This window comes from Tardiphaga sp. 768_D3_N2_1 (assembly GCF_052076105.1).
Lineage (GTDB): Bacteria > Pseudomonadota > Alphaproteobacteria > Rhizobiales > Xanthobacteraceae > Tardiphaga.
The window spans coordinates 4895360-4920663 of sequence record NZ_CP197245.1; the positions used below are offsets into that span (position 1 = coordinate 4895360).

Annotated in this window: 22 protein-coding genes; 5 read left to right on the forward strand and 17 right to left on the reverse strand. The window is 63.1% G+C overall.

Going from position 1 to position 25304, the window contains the following annotated elements; translation table 11 throughout:
* Window positions 1-69: 69 nt before the first annotated feature.
* The 4 genes from AB8A27_RS22925 to AB8A27_RS22940 are packed head-to-tail and all read right to left on the reverse strand — an operon-like array spanning window position 70 to window position 5803.
* The gene (locus AB8A27_RS22925) at window positions 70-1275 is read right to left on the reverse strand and encodes a xanthine dehydrogenase family Fe-S subunit (RefSeq protein ID WP_441243893.1); all 1206 of its coding nucleotides are present in this window, start codon (window positions 1273-1275) and stop codon (window positions 70-72) included.
* Window positions 1272-2108, reverse strand: a complete 837-nt coding sequence (locus AB8A27_RS22930; protein ID WP_441243894.1) for an FAD binding domain-containing protein — start codon at window positions 2106-2108, stop codon at window positions 1272-1274. The genes AB8A27_RS22925 and AB8A27_RS22930 overlap by 4 nt, the downstream gene beginning before the upstream one ends.
* The gene (locus tag AB8A27_RS22935) at window positions 2105-4486 is read right to left on the reverse strand and encodes a xanthine dehydrogenase family protein molybdopterin-binding subunit (RefSeq protein ID WP_441243895.1); all 2382 of its coding nucleotides are present in this window, start codon (window positions 4484-4486) and stop codon (window positions 2105-2107) included. Before AB8A27_RS22935 ends, AB8A27_RS22930 begins: the two co-directional genes overlap by 4 nt.
* Window positions 4487-4525: 39 nt before the next feature.
* Window positions 4526-5803 (reverse strand): amidohydrolase/deacetylase family metallohydrolase, encoded by a 1278-nt coding sequence (locus AB8A27_RS22940; RefSeq protein ID WP_441243896.1) that lies wholly within the window; start codon window positions 5801-5803, stop codon window positions 4526-4528.
* A gap of 160 nt (window positions 5804-5963) precedes the next feature.
* Here AB8A27_RS22940 and AB8A27_RS22945 point away from each other — a divergent pair, with 160 nt between their 5' ends.
* On the forward strand, window positions 5964-6458 hold the full coding sequence (locus tag AB8A27_RS22945; RefSeq protein ID WP_441243897.1) for a MarR family winged helix-turn-helix transcriptional regulator: 495 nt from the start codon (window positions 5964-5966) through the stop codon (window positions 6456-6458).
* A gap of 78 nt (window positions 6459-6536) precedes the next feature.
* Here AB8A27_RS22945 and AB8A27_RS22950 read toward each other — a convergent pair whose 3' ends face one another.
* The 13 genes from AB8A27_RS22950 to AB8A27_RS23010 all read right to left on the reverse strand — a co-directional run bounded on the left by AB8A27_RS22950 (window position 6537) and on the right by AB8A27_RS23010 (window position 19542).
* A complete protein-coding gene (locus AB8A27_RS22950) occupies window positions 6537-6872 on the reverse strand; it encodes a 2Fe-2S iron-sulfur cluster-binding protein (protein WP_441243898.1) in 336 nt (111 codons plus the stop codon).
* Window positions 6869-8590, reverse strand: coding sequence for an FAD-binding protein (locus AB8A27_RS22955; RefSeq protein WP_441243899.1), 1722 nt, complete (start codon window positions 8588-8590; stop codon window positions 6869-6871). The genes AB8A27_RS22950 and AB8A27_RS22955 overlap by 4 nt, the downstream gene beginning before the upstream one ends.
* 83 nt (window positions 8591-8673) lie before the next feature.
* Window positions 8674-9837 (reverse strand): M20 family metallopeptidase, encoded by a 1164-nt coding sequence (locus tag AB8A27_RS22960; RefSeq protein ID WP_441243900.1) that lies wholly within the window; start codon window positions 9835-9837, stop codon window positions 8674-8676.
* 44 nt (window positions 9838-9881) lie between these two features.
* Window positions 9882-11462: a GMC family oxidoreductase gene (locus tag AB8A27_RS22965; protein WP_441243901.1), complete on the reverse strand. Its 1581-nt coding sequence runs from the start codon at window positions 11460-11462 to the stop codon at window positions 9882-9884.
* Window positions 11463-11665: 203 nt separating this feature from the next.
* Window positions 11666-11836, reverse strand: a complete 171-nt coding sequence (gene ccoS, locus AB8A27_RS22970; protein ID WP_439090964.1) for a cbb3-type cytochrome oxidase assembly protein CcoS — start codon at window positions 11834-11836, stop codon at window positions 11666-11668.
* Window positions 11837-11843: 7 nt separating this feature from the next.
* The gene (locus AB8A27_RS22975) at window positions 11844-12344 is read right to left on the reverse strand and encodes a FixH family protein (protein WP_441243902.1); all 501 of its coding nucleotides are present in this window, start codon (window positions 12342-12344) and stop codon (window positions 11844-11846) included.
* An 11-nt stretch (window positions 12345-12355) separates the two neighbouring features.
* Window positions 12356-13804: a cytochrome c oxidase accessory protein CcoG gene (gene ccoG, locus AB8A27_RS22980; RefSeq protein WP_441243903.1), complete on the reverse strand. Its 1449-nt coding sequence runs from the start codon at window positions 13802-13804 to the stop codon at window positions 12356-12358.
* Window positions 13805-13904: 100 nt separating this feature from the next.
* Window positions 13905-14780 carry a cytochrome-c oxidase, cbb3-type subunit III gene (gene ccoP / locus AB8A27_RS22985; RefSeq protein WP_441243904.1) on the reverse strand — a complete coding sequence of 292 codons (876 nt, stop codon included), beginning with the start codon at window positions 14778-14780 and terminating at the stop codon, window positions 13905-13907.
* Between the two features lie 7 nt (window positions 14781-14787).
* On the reverse strand, window positions 14788-14952 hold the full coding sequence (locus AB8A27_RS22990; RefSeq protein WP_068729582.1) for a cbb3-type cytochrome oxidase subunit 3: 165 nt from the start codon (window positions 14950-14952) through the stop codon (window positions 14788-14790).
* A gap of 12 nt (window positions 14953-14964) precedes the next feature.
* Entirely contained in the window at window positions 14965-15699 is a 735-nt protein-coding gene (ccoO, locus tag AB8A27_RS22995) for a cytochrome-c oxidase, cbb3-type subunit II (RefSeq protein WP_441243905.1), read from the reverse strand.
* Window positions 15700-15708: 9 nt separating this feature from the next.
* Window positions 15709-17340 (reverse strand): cytochrome-c oxidase, cbb3-type subunit I, encoded by a 1632-nt coding sequence (gene ccoN / locus AB8A27_RS23000; protein ID WP_441244989.1) that lies wholly within the window; start codon window positions 17338-17340, stop codon window positions 15709-15711.
* A 133-nt stretch (window positions 17341-17473) separates the two neighbouring features.
* Window positions 17474-18184, reverse strand: coding sequence for a Crp/Fnr family transcriptional regulator (locus AB8A27_RS23005; RefSeq protein ID WP_441243906.1), 711 nt, complete (start codon window positions 18182-18184; stop codon window positions 17474-17476).
* 104 nt (window positions 18185-18288) lie between these two features.
* The gene (locus tag AB8A27_RS23010; protein WP_441243907.1) at window positions 18289-19542 is read right to left on the reverse strand and encodes a hypothetical protein; all 1254 of its coding nucleotides are present in this window, start codon (window positions 19540-19542) and stop codon (window positions 18289-18291) included.
* Window positions 19543-19717: 175 nt separating this feature from the next.
* Between AB8A27_RS23010 and AB8A27_RS23015 the strand changes: the two genes are divergently transcribed.
* From AB8A27_RS23015 to AB8A27_RS23030, 4 genes are read left to right on the forward strand one after another with little or no spacing between them, the layout of a single operon-like run.
* Window positions 19718-20932 (forward strand): MFS transporter, encoded by a 1215-nt coding sequence (locus AB8A27_RS23015; RefSeq protein ID WP_441243908.1) that lies wholly within the window; start codon window positions 19718-19720, stop codon window positions 20930-20932.
* A 48-nt stretch (window positions 20933-20980) separates the two neighbouring features.
* A complete protein-coding gene (locus AB8A27_RS23020; protein ID WP_441243909.1) occupies window positions 20981-21634 on the forward strand; it encodes an ABC transporter ATP-binding protein in 654 nt (217 codons plus the stop codon).
* Window positions 21631-24093, forward strand: coding sequence for an FtsX-like permease family protein (locus tag AB8A27_RS23025; RefSeq protein ID WP_441243910.1), 2463 nt, complete (start codon window positions 21631-21633; stop codon window positions 24091-24093). Before AB8A27_RS23020 ends, AB8A27_RS23025 begins: the two co-directional genes overlap by 4 nt.
* Window positions 24083-25168: a lipocalin-like domain-containing protein gene (locus AB8A27_RS23030; protein ID WP_441243911.1), complete on the forward strand. Its 1086-nt coding sequence runs from the start codon at window positions 24083-24085 to the stop codon at window positions 25166-25168. The genes AB8A27_RS23025 and AB8A27_RS23030 overlap by 11 nt, the downstream gene beginning before the upstream one ends.
* Window positions 25169-25304: the final 136 nt, after the last annotated feature.

Sequence of the window (25304 nt, forward strand, 5' to 3'; positions counted from 1 at the left end):
AGTGTGACGCTGATGAAACTTGCGCAGTCCAAACCTCGCCGCTCGCATGTCCAAGCGAACGTCGATCTCTCACGCTGATCCTCCTCCGCGCCCGGTGAAACGGCGAACGACATCCATCGCGCGCTCACGCAGGAGACCGAAGATCAACGAAACACCATTCAGGTCAGCGGCCGCTGACGGCACCGACGTCGCATCGCCCGACAGGCGACGATCGAGATTGCCGGCGAATTCCGCCACCAGCCGCGCCGCGAGATCGCGCACCAGCCCGCTGCGACCGACCTGTGCCAGCACGCCTGTGAGGCTGTAGCCGATGGTCAACTCGACTTGCGTCGCTGCACCGTCATCGAGGGGGACCAGTCGGTAGCGGATTTCGCCCTGTGTCGTGGAGCGGCTGCGCTGATCGTTACCGACGCCGAGAATGCGGCCGGAAAGATTGGCTTCGTCGCGCTCGACGCGTGCAGCGCCATTGAAGTTCGCGGAGATGGGACCGATCTTGACACGGATCGCGCCTTCGACGCGCTCCGGCCTGGGCGTGCCGACCAATGTGGCGCCCGGCAGGCACGATGCGACGGCAGCGATGTCGCCGAACAATGCGAAGACTTTCGCCGGTGGATGCGCGACGGTGAACTGCTGATCGAGCGTGGTCGATGGTGTAAAATCGGGAATATCGAGTGGAGCGACAACTTCCGACGGAGCATGTGCGGCAGACTTCATCACCGCAAGCTTTTGCGAACTGACGCAGGCCTTGTGACCCGACCCGGCAGGCCCAAGCACCTTGCGGCCGCCATCCGGCTCCGGCGCGATATCGCGTGCACGGCGTTCGGTAATCACCGACTGCACGGCCCGCACAATGCCGACATAGCCGGTGCAACGACAGAGATTACCTGACATGCCGATGCGGATCTGCTTCTCGTCGGCATCCGGCAGGCGCTTCACCAGATCGCGGGCCGAGACCAGCATGCCCGGCGTGCAGTAGCCGCACTGCAAGGCATGTTCGCGCGTAAAGGCGGCGCGTAACTCGCCAGCAATCTCGTCGTCATCGAGGCCCTCGATGGTGGTGACATCAGCGCCATCGCAGGCCACTGCATAGGTAATGCAGGAGCGCGTCGGCACGCCGTCGACCAGGATCGTGCAGGCGCCGCAGACGCCATGTTCGCAGCCAAGATGCGTGCCGGTGAGATCCAGCGTATCGCGCATCATGTCGGCAAGGCTGGTGCGGGGCTCGACCGCCTTCTGGACCAACCGCTTGTTGACGGTGAGCTCTACCGAATTCATGCCGCAGTCTCCGCAACGGCGCGGCGCAGCACCGTGACATGGATGTGCCGGTCGGCAGCGTCGCTCATGCCGGCTTTCGACAGCAGACTATCGGCGACCCGCGCATCGAATTTTGTCCTGAAATCACTGGTGATACGGCCACCGAACAACTCCTCGGCATTCTCGACGATGATGGGCGCGGCCTCGACTGCGCCGATCACCACGCGTGCCTTGCCGGCCTCGGGGTCGATCAGCACCGCGCCGATGGCATGGGCGAACTCACCGGTCTTGCGGCAGCTCTTCACATAGCCCCAGCGCGCCGACGCAGACATCACTGGCACGCGAACAGCTTCCAGTATTTCGCCGGGCTGCAGCACGCTTTCCAGCGCACCCAGCATGAAATCCTTCATCGCGACACGGCGCGCGCCCTTGGCGCTGCGCAGCGACAGCGTCGCGCCGAGCGCCGCAAAGGTAGACACCCAGTCTGCGGACGGATCGGCATGGCTGAGCGAACCACCGACGGTGCCGCGATTGCGCACCGCACGATAGGCGATGGCGGATGCGACACGCTGCATCGCGCCGCGGGTGACGTCGGGAATGCGGCCATCCTCGATATCCGCATGGGTCACGCAAGCGCCGATCACCAGTTCGTCGCCGGAGACTTCCACATGCTTCAGCTCGGCGAGACCCGTTATGTCGACGATCGTATCGGGCGCGACCAGACGCAGATTCAGCATCGGCCCGAGCGACTGGCCGCCGGCGATGATCTTCACCACGCCTTCGGTTCCGGCCATCACGGCAAGAGCCGAGGCGATGTCGCGCGGACGCTCATAGGCGAAGGGTGCCGGCTTCATGCGGCCGTCCTCTTCGCATCGCGTGCGGCCAGAATGCCTTCGAGCACGCGGCGCGGCGTGATCGGCGACTGCAACATCTCGACGCCGAGGCCGCGCAGCGCATCGTTCACCGCATTGCCGATCGCAGCAGGCGGCGCAATCGCCCCGCCCTCGCCGATGCCCTTGACGCCGAACTTGGTGTAAGGCGACGGTGTTTCCATGTGATCAAGCCACGGCGCCGGCACTTCCGTCGGGCCCGGCAGCAGATAATCGGCGAGCGTAGTGTTGAGCGGCTGACCCGCGCGATCGAACGGCATTTCTTCATAGAGCGCGGTGCCGATGCCTTGCGCGAGACCACCATAGATCTGGCCGTCGACAATCATCGGATTGACCAACACGCCGCCGTCTTCGACGATCACGTAATCGAGAATTTCCACATCGCCGAGATCGGGATCGACTGCGACGGTCACCGCATGGGCGGCATAGCTGAACGTGCCGCTGTCGCGCTGCGGCTTATAACCGGAGGTCGCTTCAAGCCCGCCGGGATCGACATCACCCGGCAGATCCTGCGGCCGGCGATACCAGGTGTGGGCGATTTCCTTCAGCGTTACGCTGCCATTCGGCCCGCGGATTTCGCCGTCGACCAGCACCACGTTGGCTTCATCGACCTGCAGCAGCTTGGCGCCGATCTTCTTGGCGCGTTCGCCGAGTTCGTGACAGGCCGTGGCGACAGCGCCTCCGGCCATGACCATGCAGCGCGAACCCCAGGTACCCGTGGAATAGGGCGTCATCGCCGTATCGCCATGGACGACACGAATCTTGCCGACATCGACACCGAGCAGCTCGAACGCGACCTGCGACAGCGTGGTCTCAAGGCCCTGGCCGTGCGAATGCACACCCACTTTCAGTTCAAGGCCTCCATCCGGTGTCAGCCTAGCACTCGCCTGTTCATGGCCCGGCACCATGGGAATGCCCCAGCCCGAATAGACCGAGGTGCCGTGCGCTGCCTGTTCGCAATAGATCGACAGGCCGACCCCGATCAGCCGGCCGTCATTCTCACCCTTGCGCTGGCGCGCACGGATGCCATCGATATCGATCTGCGCGACCGCGCGACGCAAGGCTTCGGGATAGTCACCACTGTCGAAATGCTTCTTGGTGATGTTGTCGAACGGCATCTGCTCCGGCCGCACCAGATTGCGCAGCCGGACGTCACCGGGCTCAAGCCCCGCTTCGGCGGCAACGAGATCGAGCATCAGCTCCAGCGCAAAACACACGCCGGTGCGCGCAACACCGCGATAGGGCAGGATCGGACATTTGTTGGTGGCCACCGAATAGGTGCGGCAGCGATAGGCCGGCATCTGATAGGGCCCTGGCAGGATGCTAACGACCTGCGCCGCTTCGAGGCACGCCGAGAACGGATAGGACGAATAGGCACCGGAATCGACCGTGGCTTCGCAATCGATGCCGCGCAGCGTGCCGTCGCGATCGGCATAGACGGTGATCTTGTAATGATGCTCGCGGCAGTTCGAGCTCGCGACGAGATGTTCGCGGCGATCCTCGATCCAGCGCACCGGGAAGCCGCGCTTCATGGTGAGCCATGACAGGCAGACTTCTTCCGGCAGCAAAATGCCCTTGTGGCCGAAGCCACCACCGACATCCGGCGAGACGATCCTGATCTGTCCTTGATCCATCTCAAGGCAGTCGGACAGCCCGTTACGCACAATGTGCGGCATCTGACTGCCCGTATAGAGCGTGAGCTGATCGAGACGATGATCGAACGTGGCGATGACACCCCGACCTTCCAACGGCGACATGCATTGCCGCGCGGTCGAGATTTCGCGCGTTACCTTGATCGGCGCGTCGAGGGCTTTGCTGATATCGAGCTCGAAAAAGCTTTCGAGAAAGACATTGTCGCCCCAGTGCTCGTGCACCAAAGGCGCGCCGGGTTCGCGCGCCTTGAGCATGTCATAGACGGCGGGCAGCTCTTCGAGATCGAGCGTGACGGAGGCCGCGATATCCTCGGCCTCGGCGCGCGTGGGCGCGACACACATGGCGACGAGTTCGCCGACCTGACGGATTTTGTCGGTGGCCAGAATGGGTTGATCGGACGGCTTGAAGCCGGCCAATCCTGTGATCGCACGGATCGGCTTGATGCCGACAAGATCGGCGGACGTGAACACCACGTCACGATAGCGCTCAGGAATATGGATCGCCCGGATTCGTGCATGCGCCAGCGGACTGCGGACGAAAGCGACGTCCTGCAATCCCGCCAGCCTGATATCGCCGACGAATTGTCCACGCCCGCGCATGAGGCGATCGTCCTCCTTGCGCGGCACGCGCGCGCCAACGCCCTGCTTTGAAGCAGGCGCGGCAGGCGAGATATCCCGCTCATTGCGCATCGACGGACTCCCGGCGTCTTCCGTATGGGCTTGCAAACCTCAGGCCGCGACGGCCTGAGGCAGGATCGGAGCGACGGCGTCGTGACGAATGCCGGCGCGCAGGCAGAAGGCCGGCTGCAGCAGGCCGTCCGACACCGTCTTGGTATCCTCGTTGTCGCGCAGGATGAACTTGCCGGGGATCTGCGAGAGCACCGAGACGTCGGCGTCCATGCCAACCTTGAGCGAACCGATGGTGCCTTCGAGGCCGATCATCTTGGCCGGGTTCGACGTCACCATCGGCACCACCTGCTCCAGCGTCAGGCCGAGCGCCATCATCGAGCTCATCGCCTGCACCAGGCTGAACTTGGCCTGGCCCTTGAACGGATGGTTCTCGTCGTCCTCATGTTCTTCCGGCGTGCCGGCAGGCGCCGGCATCGATGTGTTGTAGCCATGGATATCGGCGCCGAGCGTGCTGGGCACGATGCCGGCCGCGATCGCCTTCTTCGCCAGGCGATAGGAGAAGTGACTACCATGGCCGACATCCACCTTGAGGCCGCGATCGATTGCCGCCTGGATCACCGGATGCACCTCGCCTTCGCGATTGACGAAGCCGCCGGGATGCCGCGTGAACGGATGGGCCAGCACATCGCCTTCCTTGAGCAGCGGGATCACGCGCTCGAGGATCGTATCGACATCCTCGCCATTGGTGCCCGACTCCGGCAGGCCCCAGAGCTGGCCGAAATGCACATAGACCGGCAGTTCGGCGCGCTTGCCGATCTCCGCTGCCATCTGGATCACCTTGATGCCCCAGCGTGCGAAGCCGCCGATTTCCGCATGCGCCTTGATGCCGCGCACGAGATCGCGATTGGCAACCGCCGACTTCACCGTGGCGTCGATGTCGACGCAGTCGGGGCTGTAGAGATTGGGATAGAGATGGCCTTCGAGGCCACCGACCAGATAGGCCGAGAGAAACGCGTAGACGCGCGACTTCGCGGGCTCGGCGATGAAGTGACGAAAACCGGGAAGCGTCATGCAGGACGGCCCGCCCTGATCGACCAGCGTGGTGACGCCCGATTGCACGCCGACCATGTCGGGATTCATGCCGAAGCGGCCGGAGACATATTGAAAGACATGACCATGCGTATCGATCAGCCCCGGCAGCACCAGCTTGCCGGTGACGTCGATGACTTCGCGCGCGCTGGTCGGCAGGATGTCAGCCTGCACGGCCGCGACCTTGCCGTTCCGAATGGCAACATCCTTGATGCCGTCAACACTGGCGGCGGGATCGATGACACGACCACCGCGCAGCAGCAGGTCGAATGAGGCAGTAACGGACATAGCGGTCTCCTTGCGTTCCGGCGGACATTAGAGGCCCACCAAAATACGAAGCATACTTCGTATTTTACAAAAGCAAAGTCCGTGCCATAGGATTGCAGTGCGGCAACTTTTCAGAGCGCTTGCACCATGCGAGAAGCGGCCGATAGCAGGAGACACGACCTTGCCGAGAGCGAAGCCGCGGCGCGATCAGGCCGCCCACAAGCCCTGGCCACTGGAACAGCGGCCGGGATTTCTGATCCGCAGGCTGCACCAGATCCATGTCGCACTGTTCCAGGAGGCGTGCAGCGCCTTCGAGATGACGCCGCTGCAATACAGCCTGTTGTCGGCGCTGGCGGTGCGCGGAACCGCGGATCAAACGACTTTAGCCGCTGATATTGCTCTGGATCGCACGACGACGACGGGCGCACTGAAGCGGCTGGAGGCGCGCAAACTGGTGGAGCGTCCGGTCAGCGACGACGATCGTCGGGCGCGCGTATGCAGACTGACTCCCGCCGGCACGACACTGCTGAACAAGATCGAGGCCGCCGCCCGCGACGCGCATCGCGCAACCCTTGGCAGCCTGTCGAAACCGGAACAGGCCACCTTCATTGCGCTGATGCAACGCATTGTCGCAGAGAATGCCACCCGCAATGCCGCGCCCGATCTCGCGGAATAAGCGCACTGGACAGCAACTTCGCCAGATTAGAACGACTATAAATTAATCAGGCTGACCGCCTTAGAGGCAGACAGATATTCAGGGTCGCAGCACCAACCGCTCATCCGGCGGCGCGATTTCGGTGACGAGATCGCGGATCAGCGCCTTCTTCGGCAGCGGCGCCAGGGTGGTCGTCCCTTCCTTCAGGCGCACTGTGCAGGCGTAATCGACCTTGCCGTCGATCAGCATCATGCATTCCTTGCACGCATTGGCATTGATGCAGGCGAAGCGGAATGCCAGCGACGGATCCATATCGCGACGCACCGTGCGCAAACCATCGAGAATGGATTGACCGTGCTCGAAGGAAATGTCGAACGTGTCCTGGTGCGGGGCCTCGCCGAGCGTGCCGCGCTGAATGCTGAGTGTCGCCTTCATGCGGCAGCCTTTCCGGTGGTGGGCATGACTTTGCGCAGGGTCATGTCGCTGCCCGACAGTGCCACGATCTGGTTGACACTCCATGCGTCGTCGAGGCCGAGATGATCGTCACGCTGATGCGCGCCGCGACTTTCGGTGCGCGCGAGCGCGGGGACGGCGACGGATTGTGCAACGGCGAGCATATTGCGGAGGTCGAGCCAGTCGGCCAGTACAGGATCAAACGCGTCTGCAGATGCAAATGGCCTATCGCCGACATCGACCTTCAATTCCGCGATCTGGGAAATCGCCGAACGCAGCTTGGTGTCAGTGCGGAACGGACCGACATCATCGGCCATCACGGCCTGCAGTTTCACGATGACTGCCGCAGGATTTGGCGCATCGCGTCTGCTGGCACTGCGCAGCAGATCGAGTGCCGGCTTCGCCGCTTCAGTGGACCACATCGAAGTCCCCTGCTTCGCGCGTTCTGCCGCGCTACGACCCGCTCGCGCGCCGAATACAAAGGCTTCGGTGATCGCATTGCCCGACAGCCGGTTGGCACCATTGGCGCCGCCGACCGCTTCGCCGCAAGCGAACAGTCCGGGGACGCCGGTCGCCATCATCTCGTCCACGCGGATACCGCCCATATGATAATGCGCGATCGGCGCGACCTCGACAGGACGCTGCGCGAGATCAATGCCGTTCTCCGCCAGCCGATCCACCACCGGCCCGAACGCCTTGCGTATCTCGACTTCGGGCACATGCTGGAAGCTCAGATAGGCGCCACCAGCGGGGCTGCCGCGGCCGGCCTCGACTTCCTTGGTGATCGCATAGGTGGCGAGATCGCGCGTCAGCACATAGGTGCCATCGCTGCGCTTGTCGCGCGTCACATAATCCTCTTCGAACTCGCGCATCTGGGAATTGAGCAGCTTGCCGCCAAGCTTGTAGCGAAACGGGTCCCACATGATCGGATCCATGCCAACCAGTCTTGGCGCGAGATGGCCGATCGGGAAGAACTGCACGAACTCCATGTCGATCAATTCGGCGCCCGCGCGCAGGGCCAGCGCATAACCGTCGCCGCCCATATTCGACGATGCGCTGTTGCGCCGATAGAGCCCGGTGAGCCCGCCTGTCGCGATCACCACCGCCTTCGCCGCCAGCGTCACCGCCTGCCCGGTCGGCAGATGCAGTGCTATCGCGCCGCAGGCTTCGCCATCACGCAATGCGATATCGACGATGGTGAGATCGCCGATACGGCGAATGCCGCTCGCATTGTTCAGCTGCGTGCGCAGCGTCTTCGACACCGCGGGACCCGTCGAGAGAAAGTCCACATAGGCGCAGCGCGGCCGGTCATGGCCTGGCGCCTGTGCCTGTTTGATATGACCATCCTCGCGCGCCCAGCCGACCTTCCAGGCATCCATCTCGCGCAGCCGTTGCGGGCCGTCTTCGCACAACAGCGCGGCAAGACGCTCATCGCAGAGCCCGCGGCCGGCGGCGAGCGTATCGGCGAAATGATGTTCCCAGTGATCCGGCGTCTGCTCGCCGAGCGCCGCAGCCACCGTCATCTGCGCCATGACGGTCGCGCCGCCACGCCCGATCAGGCTGCGATCAGCGAGAATGACCGACGCACCGTTCCTAGCGGCTTCCAGCGCGGCATACATGCCGGCACCACCGGCGCCGATCACGAGGACATCGGCTTTGAGATGGGTGGGAACCGAAGTATCGGGAGAAGGTGATGTCATGGTCAGGCGAGTGTCTCTTCAAACAAAGGCGTTGTCAGTAACCATCGCCGTGCCAGAACCATGCCACACGGCATCTCCCGTCGTCAGATCTCCGTCCGCAAAATAGCCCGCGCCAGCGTCTGCGCACGCGGAACGATACTCTCAATATCCAGCCACTCCAGATCGGTGTGGACATTGCCACCAACCGGCCCGAGCCCGCACAATGTCGGCGTGCCAACGCTGGCGGTGAAACCGGAATCTGCGCAGCCGCCGGCGAATTCGCCGGTCAGCGTGGTGAGACCCGAGTCGACAGCAGCCGCCTGATAGGCTTCGAACATCGCCTTGGCTGCAGCGTCCTGCACCAGCGGCAAAAATTCACCGTTGATGTGCAGCTTCGCTGTCGTGCCCGGCACGGTCGACGTCGCGATGATCTTCTCGATCGCCGCCATGATGGTCGCGCGATCGGTCGGCTCGATGTAGCGGAAATCGATCTCGCCTTCCGCATGCGGCGCCGTGGTGTTGACCGACTGGCCGCCCGAGACCAGACCGACATTGAGCGTGATGCCCTTGTCCATATCGGTCAGAGCGTGGATCTGCACGATCTTGTGCGCGAGTTCGCCGATGGCACTGATGCCCACCGCAAAATTATTGCCGGAATGCGCGGCCTTGCCGAACACCTCGAAACGCATGAATACGCCGCCCTTGCGCCCGGTCGTGATATTGCCGGTCGGACGCCCAGGCTCCGAATTATAGACCGCCCGGGCGGCGCGGCCTTCGCGCTCGATGATCGGCCGCGACGAGCGCGACGCGATCTCCTCGTCGCCGGTGATGAGCAGCTTGATCGGGCACGGTGCGGCATCGAATTTCTTCAGCGCTGCAGCGACGAACACGTTGATCACGACGCCGGCCTTCATGTCAGCCACGCCGGGGCCATGAGCAAGATTACCCTTAATGGTGAAGGGGCGCTTGGCGACTTCGCCCTTGGGAAACACCGTGTCGCGATGACCCATCAGCAGGATCGGCTTCTCGTTGCTGCCGGGCTTGGTAATCAGCCCATGCACGGCATCGCCATAGACGTCATGGGGCTCGCGCCAGGTTTCGATGCCATATTCGGCGAAGTGCTGCTCGAAACGAGCCCCGACGGCATCGACGCCTTCCTTGTCGAAGGAACCGGAATCGATGTTCACGACATCGCGCAGCAGATCGATCATCGGCTGCTTCTGTGAGGCCAGCCAGTTGATGATCTGGGCTTCGGTAGTGTTCGACATGCGTAGTCCTTCAGTCATTCTTGAAGCGCTTGCGTTGCGCGTTGCTATTTGGCCATCGCCACGGCGGGCGCGGCACTGTCCTGCCTGCGCATCATCATGCGCGCAATGGCTTCGCCAATCACCACCGTGGTGAAGTGAGTGTTGGCGCGGCAGTCGGCCGGCATGATCGACGCATCGGCGACGCGCAGGCCTGCAATACCTTTCACCGTGCCATCCGGATTGACGACGCCGTCAGTCATATCGAAGCCCGTCATGCGGCAAGTGCCCGAAGCGTGCTGGATGTCGCCAGTATCACGGCGCAGCAGAGCCTCCAGTTCATGCAAGGGCAGCGCCGCCGCCTGCGGCAGCGTGAGATCCGTATCGGTCAGGCGAATCCAGTCGGCGATACCGGCGAGCGCCGGCTGCGTGGTGATCACAGCAAGTCGCTTCACCGCGTCGACCATACGCGCCATGTCGCGTGGATCCGACAGCATGTTCTCTTCAACGATCGGATCGATCGTCGCATCGGGTGATGCGAGCTTCAGTGTGCCCCGAGAATAAGCGCGATACAGCCCCGCGCCGATCGCGCCGGGATTGCCGATGCCGCGATGATTGAAGGCGATCAGGATCATGTCGCGCCGGCCATCGTCGAGGCCGGACGAATAGGTGACGCAGCAATTGGTGTGGCGCGCATCCCTATCCTTCGGCTCAACGTCGTCATGCAGCTTGATGGTGGTACGGAACAGCGGATGATCGAAGAAATGCTGGCCGACAGGCAGGTCGCGTTGAACGGCAATACCCATCGCCTGTAGCTCAGCCGCCGGGCCGACGCCTGAGCGCAGCAGGATCGCCGGACTGTGGATCGCGCCGCCGCACAGCACGATCTCGCGCGCGCTGATTTCCTGCGTACCGTGCCCCTCGAAGTGCACGATCACACCGGTCGCCTGACCGTCCTTGATCACAACGCGATCGACCAGCGCGTGGCCGCGGATCTCGAGATTCGCACGGCCGCGCACCGGCTCGAGATAACCCTCATTGGTGGAAATGCGACGCAGATCACGGCTGTTGATCGGGTAGCAGGCGACGCCTTCGCCATCTGGCCCGTTGACGTCGTCACACCACGCATAGCCCGAGGCCAGCGCCGCATCGCGCAAGCCCTTGTCGATCGGCCCCCATGTCTCGGGCGGCGCGCGATAGACCGGCAGCGGACCACCGCGGCCATGACCGGGCCTGTCGCCGAATTCCAGATCGTCCTCGATCACCGAGAACAGCGGCATGATCTCCTTGGCCGACCAGCCGGTGCACCCCAGCGACGCCCATTCGTCGAATGCGTCGGCGACGCCGCGAATCGCGATCTGGCCGTTCATCATCGACGAACCGCCAAGGCCCTTGCCGCGCCAGTAGAAGCGCTGATCCTGCCCGGCGACGCGGCGCGAATGCAGTTGCGGCCACTGCCACTTCTCCTGAAATTCGCGCTGGTGAATGATCGGAATCGGGTTCGGCGTGGTCACTTCCCAGGGCGCATCCGCCGCGCGCCAGTCGAGGCCGGCCTCCAGCAGCAGCACACGCGTCGCGGGATTTTCAGAGAGCCTGGCGGCCACGGCAGCGCCGGCAGATCCACCGCCGACGACGATCACATCATACATAGTGCTTCATTTCTTTCCGCTGCGGCGCCTTGCGCCGATCTCGGCCGACCGAACGCGTGCAAAATCCATTCCCGTCATTATGCGCCGGGCGCGCGGCAGACGCCAGCAGGCGCGCTGCAGAGGCAACGCGCGGCAAAGACATGGCGGTTAGAAAGATATGGCCACAGGTTGTGGCGGTGATGAACTGAACGGAAAGAGCCGCCTCAGACGGGATCGCCGGGCTTCTTCGCAGGCGGATCGTCATCAAGAATGGCACGCCAGCCTGCGCCATCGAGATCATCGAACTGGCCTGATCTCAGCGACCACATGAAGGCCCACAGGCCAAGCAACCCAAGCGCGAGCGCCAGCGGCACGAGGACGACGAGGGACTGCATGACGGACCTATTTCAGCACGAGGCGGTTCTTCGACAGGAACATGCGCTGTCCACCGGCCTCGCCTTCAAGCACCAGATCCCATAGTCCCGGCGCAAGCTCGGCAACCTTGCCGCGATACAGCGCCCCGCCAGCCCCGACGAGCTCAACCGTCCGGTCGGCGCGACGATCCGCCGGCCGCTCCAGCCGACCAGTGAAGCTCAATCCGACGATCGGGTTGCCGTTGCGATCACGCGCTTCGACGCGGACGGCAGCGTCACCTGCAGCATCGCGCTCGACATGCGCGCTGACCTTCCAGCCGCGGCTGCTCTGGCCGCGCGCGGCCTCGATCTCGTTGCCGTAAGCAAGGCTCGCTGTATAGGGACTATCCACCTCGACCCCCGGCAACGTCTCCAGTGCGAGTTTCATCATGACGACATTGACGCCGATGATCATGCCGAAAAACAGGATCAGGCAGATCAGGACGAACCGGCCGGTGATCGGACGAGGTGCGGCAACGGCGGCGCTCATGCTGTTCTCCTTCACGGTGCAACGAAATGATCGGTCGCCGACGCCATATCGCCATGGGTGGCATCGGTGACACGCATCACCAGCGGGATCGACTTCTCGGAATTGCTGGCCGCGGGCGCTGTCACCAGCACACGTAATTCAGTGGTCTGATCGCGGCCCAGCACGATCTCCGGGCGGCCCGACGACGCGGCATCCATGCCCACCACATGGACCGTGGCATTTGCCGGCCCGTTGACGTCGAGCGTGACCACGCGGCCAGCACCGCGCTTGTTCAGCAGTCTCACCGTATAGGCATTGCGAATCGAACCATCGCTGAGGCGCACGGCGACCGGATTACGATCATGCAACACATTGATATCGAGCAGCGAGCGGGTCAGCAGCGCATAGAGCATGACGACGCCGACGACGACGATGAGACCCGCATAAACAATTGTGCGCGGCCTGATGATGCGCGTGATCTCGGGCTTACCCGCCTTGCGCCTGGCAATGTTGATGTCGGTGTCATAGCCGATCAGCCGGGTCGGCCGACCGATCTTGGTCATCACACCGTCGCAGGCGTCGATACACAATCCGCACTGGATGCAATCCATCTGCAAGCCATTGCGGATATCGATGCCGACCGGGCAAACATTGACGCATTGATAGCAGTCGATGCAGTCGCCGGCGGGCTGCCCCAGCGCGCGCAACTCATTCGCCTTCTTCAGCGAGGTGCGCTGTTCACCGCGATCGGTCTTGTAGGTGACGTTGAGCGCCCACTCGTCGGTCAGCGCCGCCTGGATACGCGGCCACGGACACATATAGAGACAGACCTGCTCGCGCATCCAGCCCGCCAGCGTGTAGGTCGTCGCCGTCAGGATCGCGATCCAGATATAAGCCAGCGCTGGCGCCTGGAACGTCACGAGTTCGCGCACCAGTGTTGGTGCATCGTTGAAATAGAGCACCCATGCGCCGCCGGTCCACCACGCGATCAGGAGCCAGATCGAATGCTTCATCGTCAACTCGACGATCCGCTGCAATGTAACGCCTTGGGCCTCCTTCTTCATCCGCTCGCGGCGATCGCCTTCGATCAACCGCTCGACAGCGAAGAACAAGTCGGTCCAGACCGTCTGTGGGCAGAGATAGCCGCACCAGACACGGCCACCGACGGCATTCATCAGGAACAGCGTAAGGGCGGCAAGGATCAGCAGGCCGGTGAAGAAATAAACCTCCTGCGGCCACAGCTCGATGAAAAAGAAATAGAAGCGACTGTTCGGCAGGTCGACCAGCACCGCCTGATCGGGAGCACCGGGACCGCGATTCCAGCGTACGAAGGGCAGCAGATAATAGATGCCGAGGCAAACCGCCATCAGCACCCATTTGACGTTGCGATACCTGCCGGAGACCTTCTGCGGATAGACCTTCTTCTGCGCCGCATAGAGCGGACCGTAGTCGAATTCCTCTGGCGCAACAGGCTTGTTCATGGGGTCACTCTCGTCTTTGGAATGACCCTAGACTTCGCTGGTGCGATGCAATTGATGTACGTCAAACGCGCGCACGGGATTGGCCGCGCGCGGCTATGACTTATTGTCCACCCCCCAGCGAGTGGACATAGATCGTCAGCGCCTTGATGGTCGTCGGATCGAGACGGCCAATCCAGGCCGGCATCACGCCATTGCGGCCGTTGGTGATGGTCTCGACGATGGTCGCCTCGTCCGAACCGTAAAGCCAGATATTATCGGTCAGGTTCGGCGCACCCATGTCGGGATTTCCCTTGCCGGCGTCACCGTGACACGAGGCACAGTTGTCGGCGAACAGCTTCCGGCCGGCATTGGCGTCGTAACCCTTGGCCGTCGACAATCCCGACAGTGAACGCACGTAGTTCGCAACCGTCTCGATCTCCGGCTTCTTCAGGATACCATCGCGGCCGAAGGCCAGCATCGATCCTTCGCGCGATTCCGCATGGGCGGAACGCGCGCCGAACTGGATGGTCTTCTGGATCTGCTCCAACGTGCCGCCCCACAGCCAGTCGTCATCGTTCAGGTTGGGGAAGCCCTTGGCACCGGTCGCCCCAGTGCCATGACACGGCGCGCAATTGTCGCCGAACACCACACGGCCTCTGGCGCGCCCCAGCGCCAACAGCGCCGGATCCTTCTCGATTTCCGCGAGCGGTGCAGCGCCGAGTTCCGCCATCCTGCCTCCGCGGATCTTCTCGAGATTGGCGAGATCGGCAGCGACATCCGCACGTGACGAATAACCCATGACGCCCGTCGCATAGCTCTGCACCAGCGGCCAGGACGGATACACGACCCAATAGCCGATCGCCCAGACGATGGTGAGATAGAAGGTCATCACCCACCAGCGCGGCAGCGGCGTGTTGAGTTCCTTGATGCCATCCCAGGAGTGACCTGTGGTGGTCTTGCCAGTGGCCTTGTCGAATTCGCCTTGGTGATCGCTCATGATCTGATCAATCCTCTCGCAACGGCTGACGCGCGGCTGCGTCAAACATCGCCTTGTTGCGGGGCCACAATGCGTAAGTCAGAATTGCGATGAAGATCCCGACGAAGACCGGCGTCCAGAATGTCAGGACGAGGTTCGACGCGAAGTTCTCGACGGTCAGGATTGCGCGCATGCTTCCATCTCCTCAGCGGAGGTTTGCTTTTTCATTGTAGAGTTTGAAATCGACCAGCGTGCCGAGCATCTGCAGATAGGCGACCAGTGCATCCATCTCGGTAGGCAGACCCGGCTTGCCGTCGAAGTTACGCGCGACCGATTTCGGATAGCGCTTGAGCAGCGCGTCGGTATCGCCATTGTCGGGATCGGCCTGGGTCTTCAGGTCCGCCACCGCATTGGCGATCTGATCATCCGTATAGGGCACGCCCACCGCGCGGTTGGTGCGCAGATGATCGGCGATGGTCTCGGTGCTGACAGGCGTCTCGGCCAGGAACTTGTAGGACGGCATCACCGATTGCGGGACGATGGCGCGCGGATTGCTCAGATGCGTGACGTGCCACTCATCGGAATACTTGGCGCCGACACGGGCGAGATCAGGCCCGGTGCGCTTTGAACCCCACTGGAACGGATGGTCATACATGCTCTCCGCCGCGAGCGAATAGTGCCCGTAGCGCTCGACCTCGTCACGCAGCGGACGCACCATCTGCGAATGGCAGAGATAGCAACCCTCGCGGACATAGATGTTGCGCCCGGCGAGTTCGAGCGGCGTGTAGGGCCGCATGCCCTCGACGGCTTCGATGGTGCTCTTGAGATAGAACAAAGGCGCGATCTCGACGATGCCGCCGATGGCGATGACGAGAATGATGCCCACGATCAGGACGATCGAGTTCTTCTCGAAGATTTGGTGCCGGCTCCAGAACGACATGATTGATCCTTACTCCGCCGGCTGCAACGTGGCGCCGGGGCTCGATAGCGCCCCTTCTTCCGCCTCGCCGACGCGCACGGTCATCCACAAATTCCAGGCCATGATCAGCGCACCGATCAGGAACAGACCGCCGCCCGCTGCGCGGATGATGTAGAACGGGTGCATCGCCTCGACGCTTTCGATGAAGGAATATTCCAGGAAGCCCAGCGACGTGTAGGCACGCCACATCAGACCCTGCAGGATGCCCGACACCCACATCGCCGAGATGTAGAGAACGATGCCGAGCGTCGCGATCCAGAAGTGCCACTCCACCAGCTTGAGGCTGTAGAGCTGCTTGCGATTCCACAGCCACGGCACCAGGCAATAGAGCGCGCCGAAGGAGACGAAGCCGACCCAGCCGAGCGCCCCGGAATGCACGTGGCCGATGGTCCAGTCCGTATAGTGGCTGAGCGAATTGACCACCTTGATCGACATCAGCGGGCCTTCGAAGGTCGCCATGCCGTAGAACGCCACCGACACCACCAGCATGCGCAGTACGGGATCAGTGCGCAGCTTGTCCCATGCGCCGGACAGCGTCATCAACCCGTTGATCATGCCACCCCAGGAGGGCATCCACAGCATGATCGAGAAGGTCATGCCGAGTGTCTGCGTCCAGTCGGGCAGCGCCGAATAGTGCAGGTGATGCGGACCGGCCCAGATATAGAGGAAGATGATCGCCCAGAAATGCACGATGGACAGCCGATAGGAATAGACCGGCCGCTCCGCGCGCTTCGGAATGAAGTAATACATGATGGCGAGGAAGCCGGCGGTGAGGAAGAAGCCCACCGCGTTGTGGCCGTACCACCACTGGAACATGGCATCCTGCACACCGCTCCAGGCGACATACGACTTGGAGCCGAAGATCGAGACGGGAAGCGCCGGGTTATTGCCGAGATGCAGCACCGCAATGGTGATGATGAAGGCGAGATAGAACCAGTTGGCGACAAAGATATGCGGCTCCTTGCGCTTCACCAGCGTCATCAGGAACACCAGCAGATAGGCGACCCAGACAATGGTCAGCCAGAGGTCGGCATACCATTCCGGTTCGGCATATTCCTTCGACTGCGTGACACCGAGCAGATAGCCGGTGCCGGCAATGACGATGAAGAAATTATAGCCGAGCACCACGAACCATGGCGCCAGATCGCCGGCGAGGCGCGTGCGACAGGTCTTCTGCACCACGAAGAAGGACGTCGCGATCAACACGTTGCCGCCGAAAGCAAACACCACCGCTGACGTATGCAGCGGCCGCAGCCGGCCAAAGCTTGTCCAGGGCAAATTGAAGTTCAGATCCGGCCAGGCGAGCTGCAAGGCGATCAGCAATCCCACCGTGAAGCCGGCGATGCCCCAGAACACGGAGGCCGCTGCGGCAAACTTGATCGGCCCGAAATTGTAATTCGGCCGTCCATCAATTTCCTGCGGCGGCAATGCACCGCGTTCGAAGTAACGGTTGAGGATGACGAATATGGAGGCCAGGCTGGCGAAACCGGCCAGCGTCACGTGGAAGGCGTAGGCCGTATCTTCCGCCTTTGCCGCTGCGATGATGGAGAGAAACACGGTGGCCGCGAAGATCACGGTGAGACCGCCTTCGCCGATCGTCATCCACTTCACGCTGTCAGTCTGTTTCGTCATGATGATTCTTTCCCGAACACGTCTCCATCAATCACGACACTGCGTTTTGCGAATTGATTGAAATCAAAGTCGGGAGAAGGTCGCGCATGCGTAGCGCAACGGGTCAGGCGAAAGCGGGAGCCGCGACGGATTCGGTATCCAGCAGTCGGATACGACCGGGCAGAATCTCGATCGCGCCGCGACGTTCGAGCTTGGCCAGCGTCCGGCACACCGTTTCGACGGTGAGGCCGAGATGATCGGCGATATCGCGTCGGCTCATTGGCACCGGCAACGGATCGACATCGCGGCCGAGCCGCGCCAGCCGGTCGCGCCAGCATGTCAGGAAGACCATAAGCTTCTCTTCCGCTGCACGGCGGCCGAGCGAGAACATTTTGTCGTGTGCGTCGGCTATCTCGGCAGCCATCAGCGCGACGATCTCGTTCAGCACATAGGGGCGGTGACTGGCGAATTGCGCAAATTTCTCGCGCGGGATTTCCCAGACCAGCGCCGGCCCGACGGCGGCGGCAGACACTTCATGATACCCCTGTGCGGCGATCTCCAGAACGTCGCCGGGCAGCGCGAAGCCCGTGATCTGGCGACGATTGTCGTGCTCGGTGCGATAGACGCAAACGACCCCCTCCACCACGCTGAAGCATTTGGCGGCCGGCGCTCCTTGCGTGAACAGGACATCCTGCGAGGCATGGGGTACCCGCTCGCCCAGAGCCATCAACTGGCGCAGATCAGCCGCGCCAAGGTGGGACAGGAAGGCGCCCGGCTGTGTGGCCGCATTCGCCAAAGGCGCCGCGAACGACGATGCAGCCATCAGCTTTGTCATGCGCTTCCCGGGTTTCGTTGGCCTCGCGGAGTTGCGAGGCACCATACGATAGCCGGGTTGGCGCGGCACACATTGATACACATCAATCCGTACAGCCGCGAATGTTAGAACATCTCACTTTCGATGATTGCTACACTTCTGATATCGAGCAGATGTTGGCCCCAACCGCGTTTCGCCAATACGTGCGACAGCCTTGGCGACACCAGCAGCAACAGCGCGGTCATGACCAAGGGCACGGCGCTGAGCCAGTCGATGCGCGCCGGCGTAAGCTCCTCGGTGCTACCGGCATAATCGCCGCGACGACGCCAGATATCGCGGCAGATGCGCAGCAAATCGCGCCTGTCGCCGCCGCGCTGCGCACTGCCGAGCAGCACCTGCATGGCCTGATGCGTAACCACGCCCTCCTGCGTCGTTGGCGTCGCCTCGGGTGTCTCGCCAATCGAAATGCGCAGCAGCTGATCGACCAGATCGACACCGGCCAGATAAGCCGCCATCGGCTCGACCAGTCGCGGGTTGCAGTCGATATAATATGGCCCGGTGCCGTCATCCGGCATGATGACATCGATGGACAGGGCGCCGTGCCATGCGAGATGCCGGCCAATGGTGGCGAGATCGTCGCGCACACGGTCTCGCCGCACGCTACGCTTGATGGCATCGCCACCGCCGGCGCCTTCCATGATCTGGCGATAGGCGTGAAAGCCGATCAGTTCGCCGCGACAGAATACACCCTGCGCCTTCTCGGTCGCGCCCGTGACGCGGGCCTGCACCAGCACCTCGCCAGCAAAGCGGTTGCCGGCCTCAAGCTCCCTCATTGCCAGCGCAAGGTCAGCACCGTCACGCACCATCCAGACGCCGCGGCTCGCGGTGCCGATGGCCGTCTTGATGACGCAGGGAAAACGAACAGCGGTGCGGAGCGCATCGGCGCTGGCGACGATCTGCGTCTCGGGCTGCGGCAATCCAAGTTCGCTGAGTATGCGGCTGAAGCCGGCCTTGCTGTGCGCCGCCCGATAGTTGGCGAAGGACGGCAAGGCCAGGCTGGCCAGCGGCCTCAGCCGCTCCTGCGCCCTGGCGAACAGAAATCCCTGTTCGTGGATCGGCAGCAGCACGTCGTAGTCGCCTGTCGCCAGCAGGCTTTCGATGAACCGCAGGAAGCCCAGGGGATTTTCCCGCATTCCCGGGCAGCGGTGATATCTGCGGACAAATCGCGAGAACCGCGCCAGTCCTGCAGTGGCAGGATCGCAGGCATCCACCACATGGCCGGCGAGACCGAGCACGGTGACAGCCTCCCGCGCGGAGGTGCTGGTACCTTCCGACAGCAGGATGCGCAGTGGCTTAAAAAACGGGCGGCTCGTCATCATGCTCAATCATGTCGCATTTTCGTACCGCCGTCGCCCGCACCGATGCCGCCCTGCACGGGCCGCAACACCTGCATGTCGCAGCGCTCATAGACATTAACCTGCTGCGAACGTAGGCATAACGCACCTTTTCGAGGCTGCAACAAGCGGCCATCAGCCGCCCTGGGTGGAAACGCATATGGTCGATATCCCGGCCTCGACCTCGCATCTCACGTCGCGCGATCACGTCCCTTCGGCGACGCGCACGCTGACGGCGATCTCCACTGCGCATTGGGTCAGCCACTTCCACATCTTCGTGCTACCGATGCTGTTTCCCTTCCTGAAGGAGAAGCTTGGCGTCGGCTATATCGAACTGGGCTTCGCGCTCACCACCTTCGCGGTCGTCTCCGGCCTCACCCAGGCGCCGATCGGCTATCTCGTCGATCGCATCGGCGCGCGTAAGATCCTGATCCTCGGCGTCACGCTCGGCGGCTGCGCGCTGATCGCCCTCGGCCTGTTGCTCAGCTATCCCGCTCTGATCGTCTGCGCCGCGCTGCTTGGCCTCGCCAACAGCGTCTACCATCCGGCCGACTACGCCATCCTCGCCGCCCATATGGACGAGTCGAAGATGGGTCGTGCGTTCTCGATCCACACATTCGCAGGATTCGTTGGCGGCGCAGTTGCGCCTCCCGTGATGGCCGCGCTGCTGGTCGGTATCGGCGGCCAAGGCGCACTGATCGTCGCGGGCGCCATCGGCGTGGCGATTGCACTGATGCTGATCGTGGTCGGCATTCCCGATGCCGGCGCGATGGCAGATGGCGATGACGCCAACAATGCGGAGTTGCCCAAGGTCAGCATGATGACCCCGGCGATCCTGATGCTGACGCTGTTCTTCACGCTGCTCTCGCTGTCGCAGAACGGGATCAACAGCTTCGGCATCGTCGCGCTGATGAATGGCTACGGCACATCGCTGTCATCGGCGAATATCGCCCTCACCGCTTTCCTCGCGGCCAGCGCCGTCGGCGTGCTTGCCGGCGGCTGGCTGGCCGATCGGACCAGACACCATAGCCGCGTCGCCGCGGTGTGTTTCACGATCAATGCCGCCATCATCTGCGCCATCGCAGTGTTCACCCTGCCGACGCCGGTGATCGTCGCGGCCATGACCACCGCAGGTTTCCTCGGCGGCGTGCTGACGCCGTCGCGCGACATGCTGGTGCGCGAGGCCGCCCCTCCGGGTGCTGCCGGCCGCGCCTTCGGCATCGTCTCCACCGGCTTCAATTTCGGCGGCATCATCAGCCCGATCCTGTTCGGCTGGTTCATGGACCACGCCTTGCCACACTGGGTGTTCGGCGCCTCCGCCTGCTTCATGGCGGCGACGGTGCTGCTGGCGCTGGTATCTGAACGCAAGCGGTAACGCTGGCGTCATCGCGTCGGCGACATGCATCTGCTATGATGGCGCCGCATGCTCACGGTTCGCCATCTCACCAAATCCTATCGTTCAGCCCAGGAACAGGTCGCCGTTCTGCGCGGCGTCGATCTCAGCGTTGCCGCCGGCGAGAGCGTGGCGCTGACCGGCGAATCCGGCAGCGGCAAGAGCACGCTGTTGCATCTGATCGCCGGCCTCGATGAGGCCGACAGCGGCGAGATCCAGCTCGGCGACATTGTCGTCACCGGCCTCCATGATTCCGCTCGCGCCGCGCTGCGCCGCGACCGCCTCGGGCTCGTGTTCCAACAGTTCAACCTGATCCCGTCGCTGTCGGTCGCCGACAATCTGGCGTTCCAGTCGCGCATCTCCGGCAAGCATGACGCAGCCTGGCAGCACGAACTCTCCGAGCGCCTTGGCCTCGGCGCGCTGCTCAAGCGCTATCCCGAACAACTCTCTGGCGGCCAGCAGCAACGCGTCGCCATCGGCCGCGCGCTGGCCTCGAAACCGCTGCTGCTGCTCGCGGATGAACCCACCGGCAATCTCGACGAAGACACCGCTGACGACGTTCTGAAACTGGCGCGCGATCTCGTCGCACGCACCGGCTGCGGCTTCCTGATGGTGACCCATAGCGAGCGCCTCGCCGCCACGCTCGATCGTCACGTCCATCTCCATGCCGGATTGATCGCGTGAGACGCGCGCTCTGGATCCTCGCGGTACTGCTCAGCCACTGGCGCCGGCATCCGATGCAGTTCGCGACGCTCCTGATCGGCCTGATCGCAGCGACCGCGTTGTGGAGCGGCGTGCAGGCGCTCAATCAGCAAGCCCGCATCAGCTATGACCGCGCCGCCGCAGCGTTCGGCGGGACGCGCGCGCCGATGCTGGTCGCGACCAATGGCGGCGCATTCGCGCAACAACTCTTCGTCGATCTCCGCCGCGCAGGCTGGCCGGTCTCGCCTGTCGTCGAAGGCCGCGTGCAAATCGGCGGTCGCTCGGTGCGTCTGCTCGGCATTGAGCCGGTGACCATGCCTGTCGAAGCCAGCGCTGCGACGGAGATCGGCAGGACCGGCGCGCAGGCGTTTCTCACGCCGCCCGGTCAGGCGCTGATCGCACCGGAAACGCTGGCCAGTCTCGGCCTTGCTGAGGGCGCGACACCTGCGCTCAATGACGGAGCGCTGCTGCCGCCCCTGAAACTGCAGCCGCAGCTCGCGCCGGGTGTGCTGGTGGTCGATATCGGCATCGCCCAGAAACTTCTGAAGATGCCGGACCGGATTTCGCGCCTGCTGATCGGCAGCGCGAAAGGTCCCCGCGCATCGCTCGACAGCGTTGCGGGTAATCGGTTGCGGCTGGTGCAGCCCGACGCCGAAACAGACCTCGAACGTCTCACCGACAGTTTCCATCTCAATCTCACCGCCTTCGGCCTGCTATCCTTCTTCGTCGGGCTGTTCATCGTCAATTCGGCCATCGGCCTCGGCTTCGAACAGCGTCTGCCGATGCTGCGCACCTTGCGTGCTTGCGGCGTCTCGGCGCGCCAACTCAACAGCGTGCTCGTGCTGGAGCTTGTCAGCATCGCACTCGTCGCCGGCGTCATCGGTCTCGTCTGCGGCTATTTCATCGCCGCATCGCTGCTGCCCGATGTTGCGGCCAGCCTGCGCGGGCTCTATGGCGCGCAGATCCCGGGACAACTCACACTGAAGCCCGAATGGTGGTTCGCTGGGCTCGCGATTTCCATCATCGGCGCGCTGCTGGCGGCGACATCGAGCCTGCTGAAAGCCGTCCGCCTCCCCTTGCTCGCCACCGCACAGCCCTACGCATGGCAACAGGCCCAGCATCGCTGGCTGCGGCTGCAAGGCGCGGGCGCTTTGCTCGTGTTCATCGCTGCCGGACTTACGCTCTGGCTTGGCGATTCGCTGATTGCCGGCTTCTTCGTGCTTGCCGCATTGCTGCTCGGCGCGGCACTCGCATTGCCGGTCATCCTCGGCCTCGTCCTTGCCGGCGGGGAACGCAGTACCCGACGCCCGCTCGCCACATGGTTCTGGGCCGATAGCCGGCTGCAGCTTTCCGGCCTGTCGCTGGCGCTGATGGCGTTGCTGCTGGCGCTCGCCGTCAATGTCGGCGTCGGCACCATGGTGGAGAGTTTCAGCCGCACTTTCACAGGCTGGCTCGATGGCCGACTGGCGTCGGAGATCTATCTGAACGCAACGAGTGAGAAACAAGCAGTCGAGATCAAGACCTGGCTGAAGACGCGCCCCGACGTGCAGGCAGTTCTGCCGGGCAGCCGCACCGACCTGCAGTTCAACGGCGCGCCGATCGAGCTTCTCGGTTTCGCCGATCACGCCACCTATCGCGATCAGTGGCCGCTACTGGATTCCACTCGTGATGCATGGGACCGCGTACGCAGCGGCGACGGCGCACTCGTCAGCGAACAACTCTCGCTGCGCATGAAGCTCAAACTCGGCGATCGTCTGGACGTGCCGACGCCGACCGGCACATGGCCGATGGACGTCGTTGCCGTGTATGCGGATTACGGTAATCCAAAAGGCCAGATCGGCGTGAACATCGATGCGCTGGTCAAACATGTCCCTGACATTTCGCAGACCCGCATGGGCCTGCGCGTAGCCCCCGCGGCCGTACCCGGGCTGATCGACGCCATCCGCACGCGCTTCGGCCTCGACGGCCGCAATCTCGCAGATCAGACGACGGTGAAGACAGAGTCACTGGCGATCTTCAACCGCACCTTCGCCGTCACTGCAGCGCTCAATGCCTTCACACTCGGTGTCGCAGGCGTCGCACTGCTCACCAGCCTGCTCACACTGAGCAATTCGCGCCTGCCCCAATTGGCGCCCCTCTGGGCCATTGGCATCACACGTCGCCGCCTGGCCGGCATCGAGCTGCTGAAGACGCTGTCGGTCGCCTTGATTACCTCACTGCTGGCGCTGCCGCTCGGCCTCCTGGTGGCGTGGTGTCTCATCGCTATCGTCAATGTGAAGGCCTTCGGCTGGCGCCTGCCGTTCCATGTGTTTCCGCTGCAACTGGTCCAGTTGCTCGGCGTTGCCATGCTGGCCTCGCTGCTCGCAGCTCTGCTACCGATCTTGAAGCTGCTGCGCATGCAGCCGGCCACACTGGTGAAGGTATTCGCCAATGAGCGCTAGCCTCGTCACGCGTCGCAGTTTGATCGGCGGCATCGCCCTGCTCAGCCTCGGCGGCTCACGCGCGCTCGCGCAAGGTTTCGCAGGTCTCGGCCGCGACGCCGAGGGCTTTGCCAGCGTCGTGCCCGGACGCCCCCTCACCTTTCCCGCCGATCACGGCCCGCATCCGGACTATCGCATCGAATGGTGGTACCTCACCGCCAATCTCACGGACGGGTCGGGCAATGCCTATGGCGTGCAATGGACGCTATTTCGTCAGGCGATGGCGGCGGGCGCGCAAGGCGACGGCTGGGCGACGCCGCAGATCTGGATGGGTCATGCGGCGGTGACATCGGCGACCGCGCATCATGCGGCCGAGAGTTTTGCCCGCGGCGGCGTTGGTCAGGCCGGCGTCACGACAACACCGTTCCGTGCTTGGATCGATGCGTGGGAAATCCGCGGGCTTGAGAACTTCGACGACAGGTCGGTTGCGCCGGTTGACGTGTCGGCATCGTCAGCGGATTTCAGCTACCAGCTACGGCTCGATGCAAAGCAGCCGCTCGTGCTGCAGGGCGAAAATGGCTTCAGCCGCAAATCCGAACGCGGCCAGGCATCGTATTATTACAGCCAGCCATATTTCACCGCATCGGGCGTGCTGACCATCGACGGCAAGGAGATTGCCGTCACCGGCCGCGCCTGGATGGACAGGGAATATTCGAGCCAGCCGCTGGCCTCCGACCAGACCGGCTGGGACTGGTTCTCGCTGCATCTGCCTGACAATGCGAAGCTGATGCTGTTTCGTCTCAGGCAGAAAGATGGCGCGCATTATTTTGCTGGCAACTGGATCACCGCAGACGGAAAATCCGAACAGCTTGCCCCAGGCGCCATGGATATGGCGCCGACAGTCATGACGGAAATCGCCGGCCGCAGGATCCCGACATCATGGAAGGTATCGATCGCATCGCGCGGATTACAGATCGCGACCTCGCCGCTGAATGCCAAGAGCTGGATGACGACAAGCTTCCCGTATTGGGAAGGGCCGGTGAGCTTCACCGGCAGTCACAGCGGTACGGGCTATCTGGAAATGACGGGGTATTGAAGCGCGATGCCTGCCACAAGCACCGTCATGCCCGGGCTTGAGCCGGGCTTCCACGACTTTCGATGCAGGATTAAGACGTAGATGGCCGGGACAAGCCCGGCCATGACGGTGTTTGGATTTATTTCGGTAACGCTCG

Coding starts and splice junctions, on each gene's coding strand:
- AB8A27_RS23010 (WP_441243907.1), bottom strand. CDS start 19,542: ATGATGACGAGCCGCCCGTTTTTTAAGCCACTGCGCATCCTGCTGTCG.
- AB8A27_RS22965 (WP_441243901.1), bottom strand. CDS start 11,462: ATGTATGATGTGATCGTCGTCGGCGGTGGATCTGCCGGCGCTGCCGTG.
- AB8A27_RS23015 (WP_441243908.1), top strand. CDS start 19,718: ATGGTCGATATCCCGGCCTCGACCTCGCATCTCACGTCGCGCGATCAC.
- AB8A27_RS23005 (WP_441243906.1), bottom strand. CDS start 18,184: ATGACAAAGCTGATGGCTGCATCGTCGTTCGCGGCGCCTTTGGCGAAT.
- AB8A27_RS22960 (WP_441243900.1), bottom strand. CDS start 9,837: ATGTCGAACACTACCGAAGCCCAGATCATCAACTGGCTGGCCTCACAG.
- ccoO (WP_441243905.1), bottom strand. CDS start 15,699: ATGTCGTTCTGGAGCCGGCACCAAATCTTCGAGAAGAACTCGATCGTC.
- AB8A27_RS22975 (WP_441243902.1), bottom strand. CDS start 12,344: ATGAGCGCCGCCGTTGCCGCACCTCGTCCGATCACCGGCCGGTTCGTC.
- AB8A27_RS22925 (WP_441243893.1), bottom strand. CDS start 1,275: ATGAATTCGGTAGAGCTCACCGTCAACAAGCGGTTGGTCCAGAAGGCG.
- AB8A27_RS22955 (WP_441243899.1), bottom strand. CDS start 8,590: ATGACATCACCTTCTCCCGATACTTCGGTTCCCACCCATCTCAAAGCC.
- ccoN (WP_441244989.1), bottom strand. CDS start 17,340: ATGACGATCGGCGAAGGCGGTCTCACCGTGATCTTCGCGGCCACCGTG.
- AB8A27_RS22940 (WP_441243896.1), bottom strand. CDS start 5,803: ATGTCCGTTACTGCCTCATTCGACCTGCTGCTGCGCGGTGGTCGTGTC.
- AB8A27_RS22990 (WP_068729582.1), bottom strand. CDS start 14,952: ATGCGCGCAATCCTGACCGTCGAGAACTTCGCGTCGAACCTCGTCCTG.
- ccoG (WP_441243903.1), bottom strand. CDS start 13,804: ATGAACAAGCCTGTTGCGCCAGAGGAATTCGACTACGGTCCGCTCTAT.
- AB8A27_RS22950 (WP_441243898.1), bottom strand. CDS start 6,872: ATGAAGGCGACACTCAGCATTCAGCGCGGCACGCTCGGCGAGGCCCCG.
- AB8A27_RS22935 (WP_441243895.1), bottom strand. CDS start 4,486: ATGCGCAATGAGCGGGATATCTCGCCTGCCGCGCCTGCTTCAAAGCAG.
- ccoP (WP_441243904.1), bottom strand. CDS start 14,780: ATGAGCGATCACCAAGGCGAATTCGACAAGGCCACTGGCAAGACCACC.
- AB8A27_RS23030 (WP_441243911.1), top strand. CDS start 24,083: ATGAGCGCTAGCCTCGTCACGCGTCGCAGTTTGATCGGCGGCATCGCC.
- AB8A27_RS23020 (WP_441243909.1), top strand. CDS start 20,981: ATGCTCACGGTTCGCCATCTCACCAAATCCTATCGTTCAGCCCAGGAA.
- AB8A27_RS22930 (WP_441243894.1), bottom strand. CDS start 2,108: ATGAAGCCGGCACCCTTCGCCTATGAGCGTCCGCGCGACATCGCCTCG.
- ccoS (WP_439090964.1), bottom strand. CDS start 11,836: ATGCAGTCCCTCGTCGTCCTCGTGCCGCTGGCGCTCGCGCTTGGGTTG.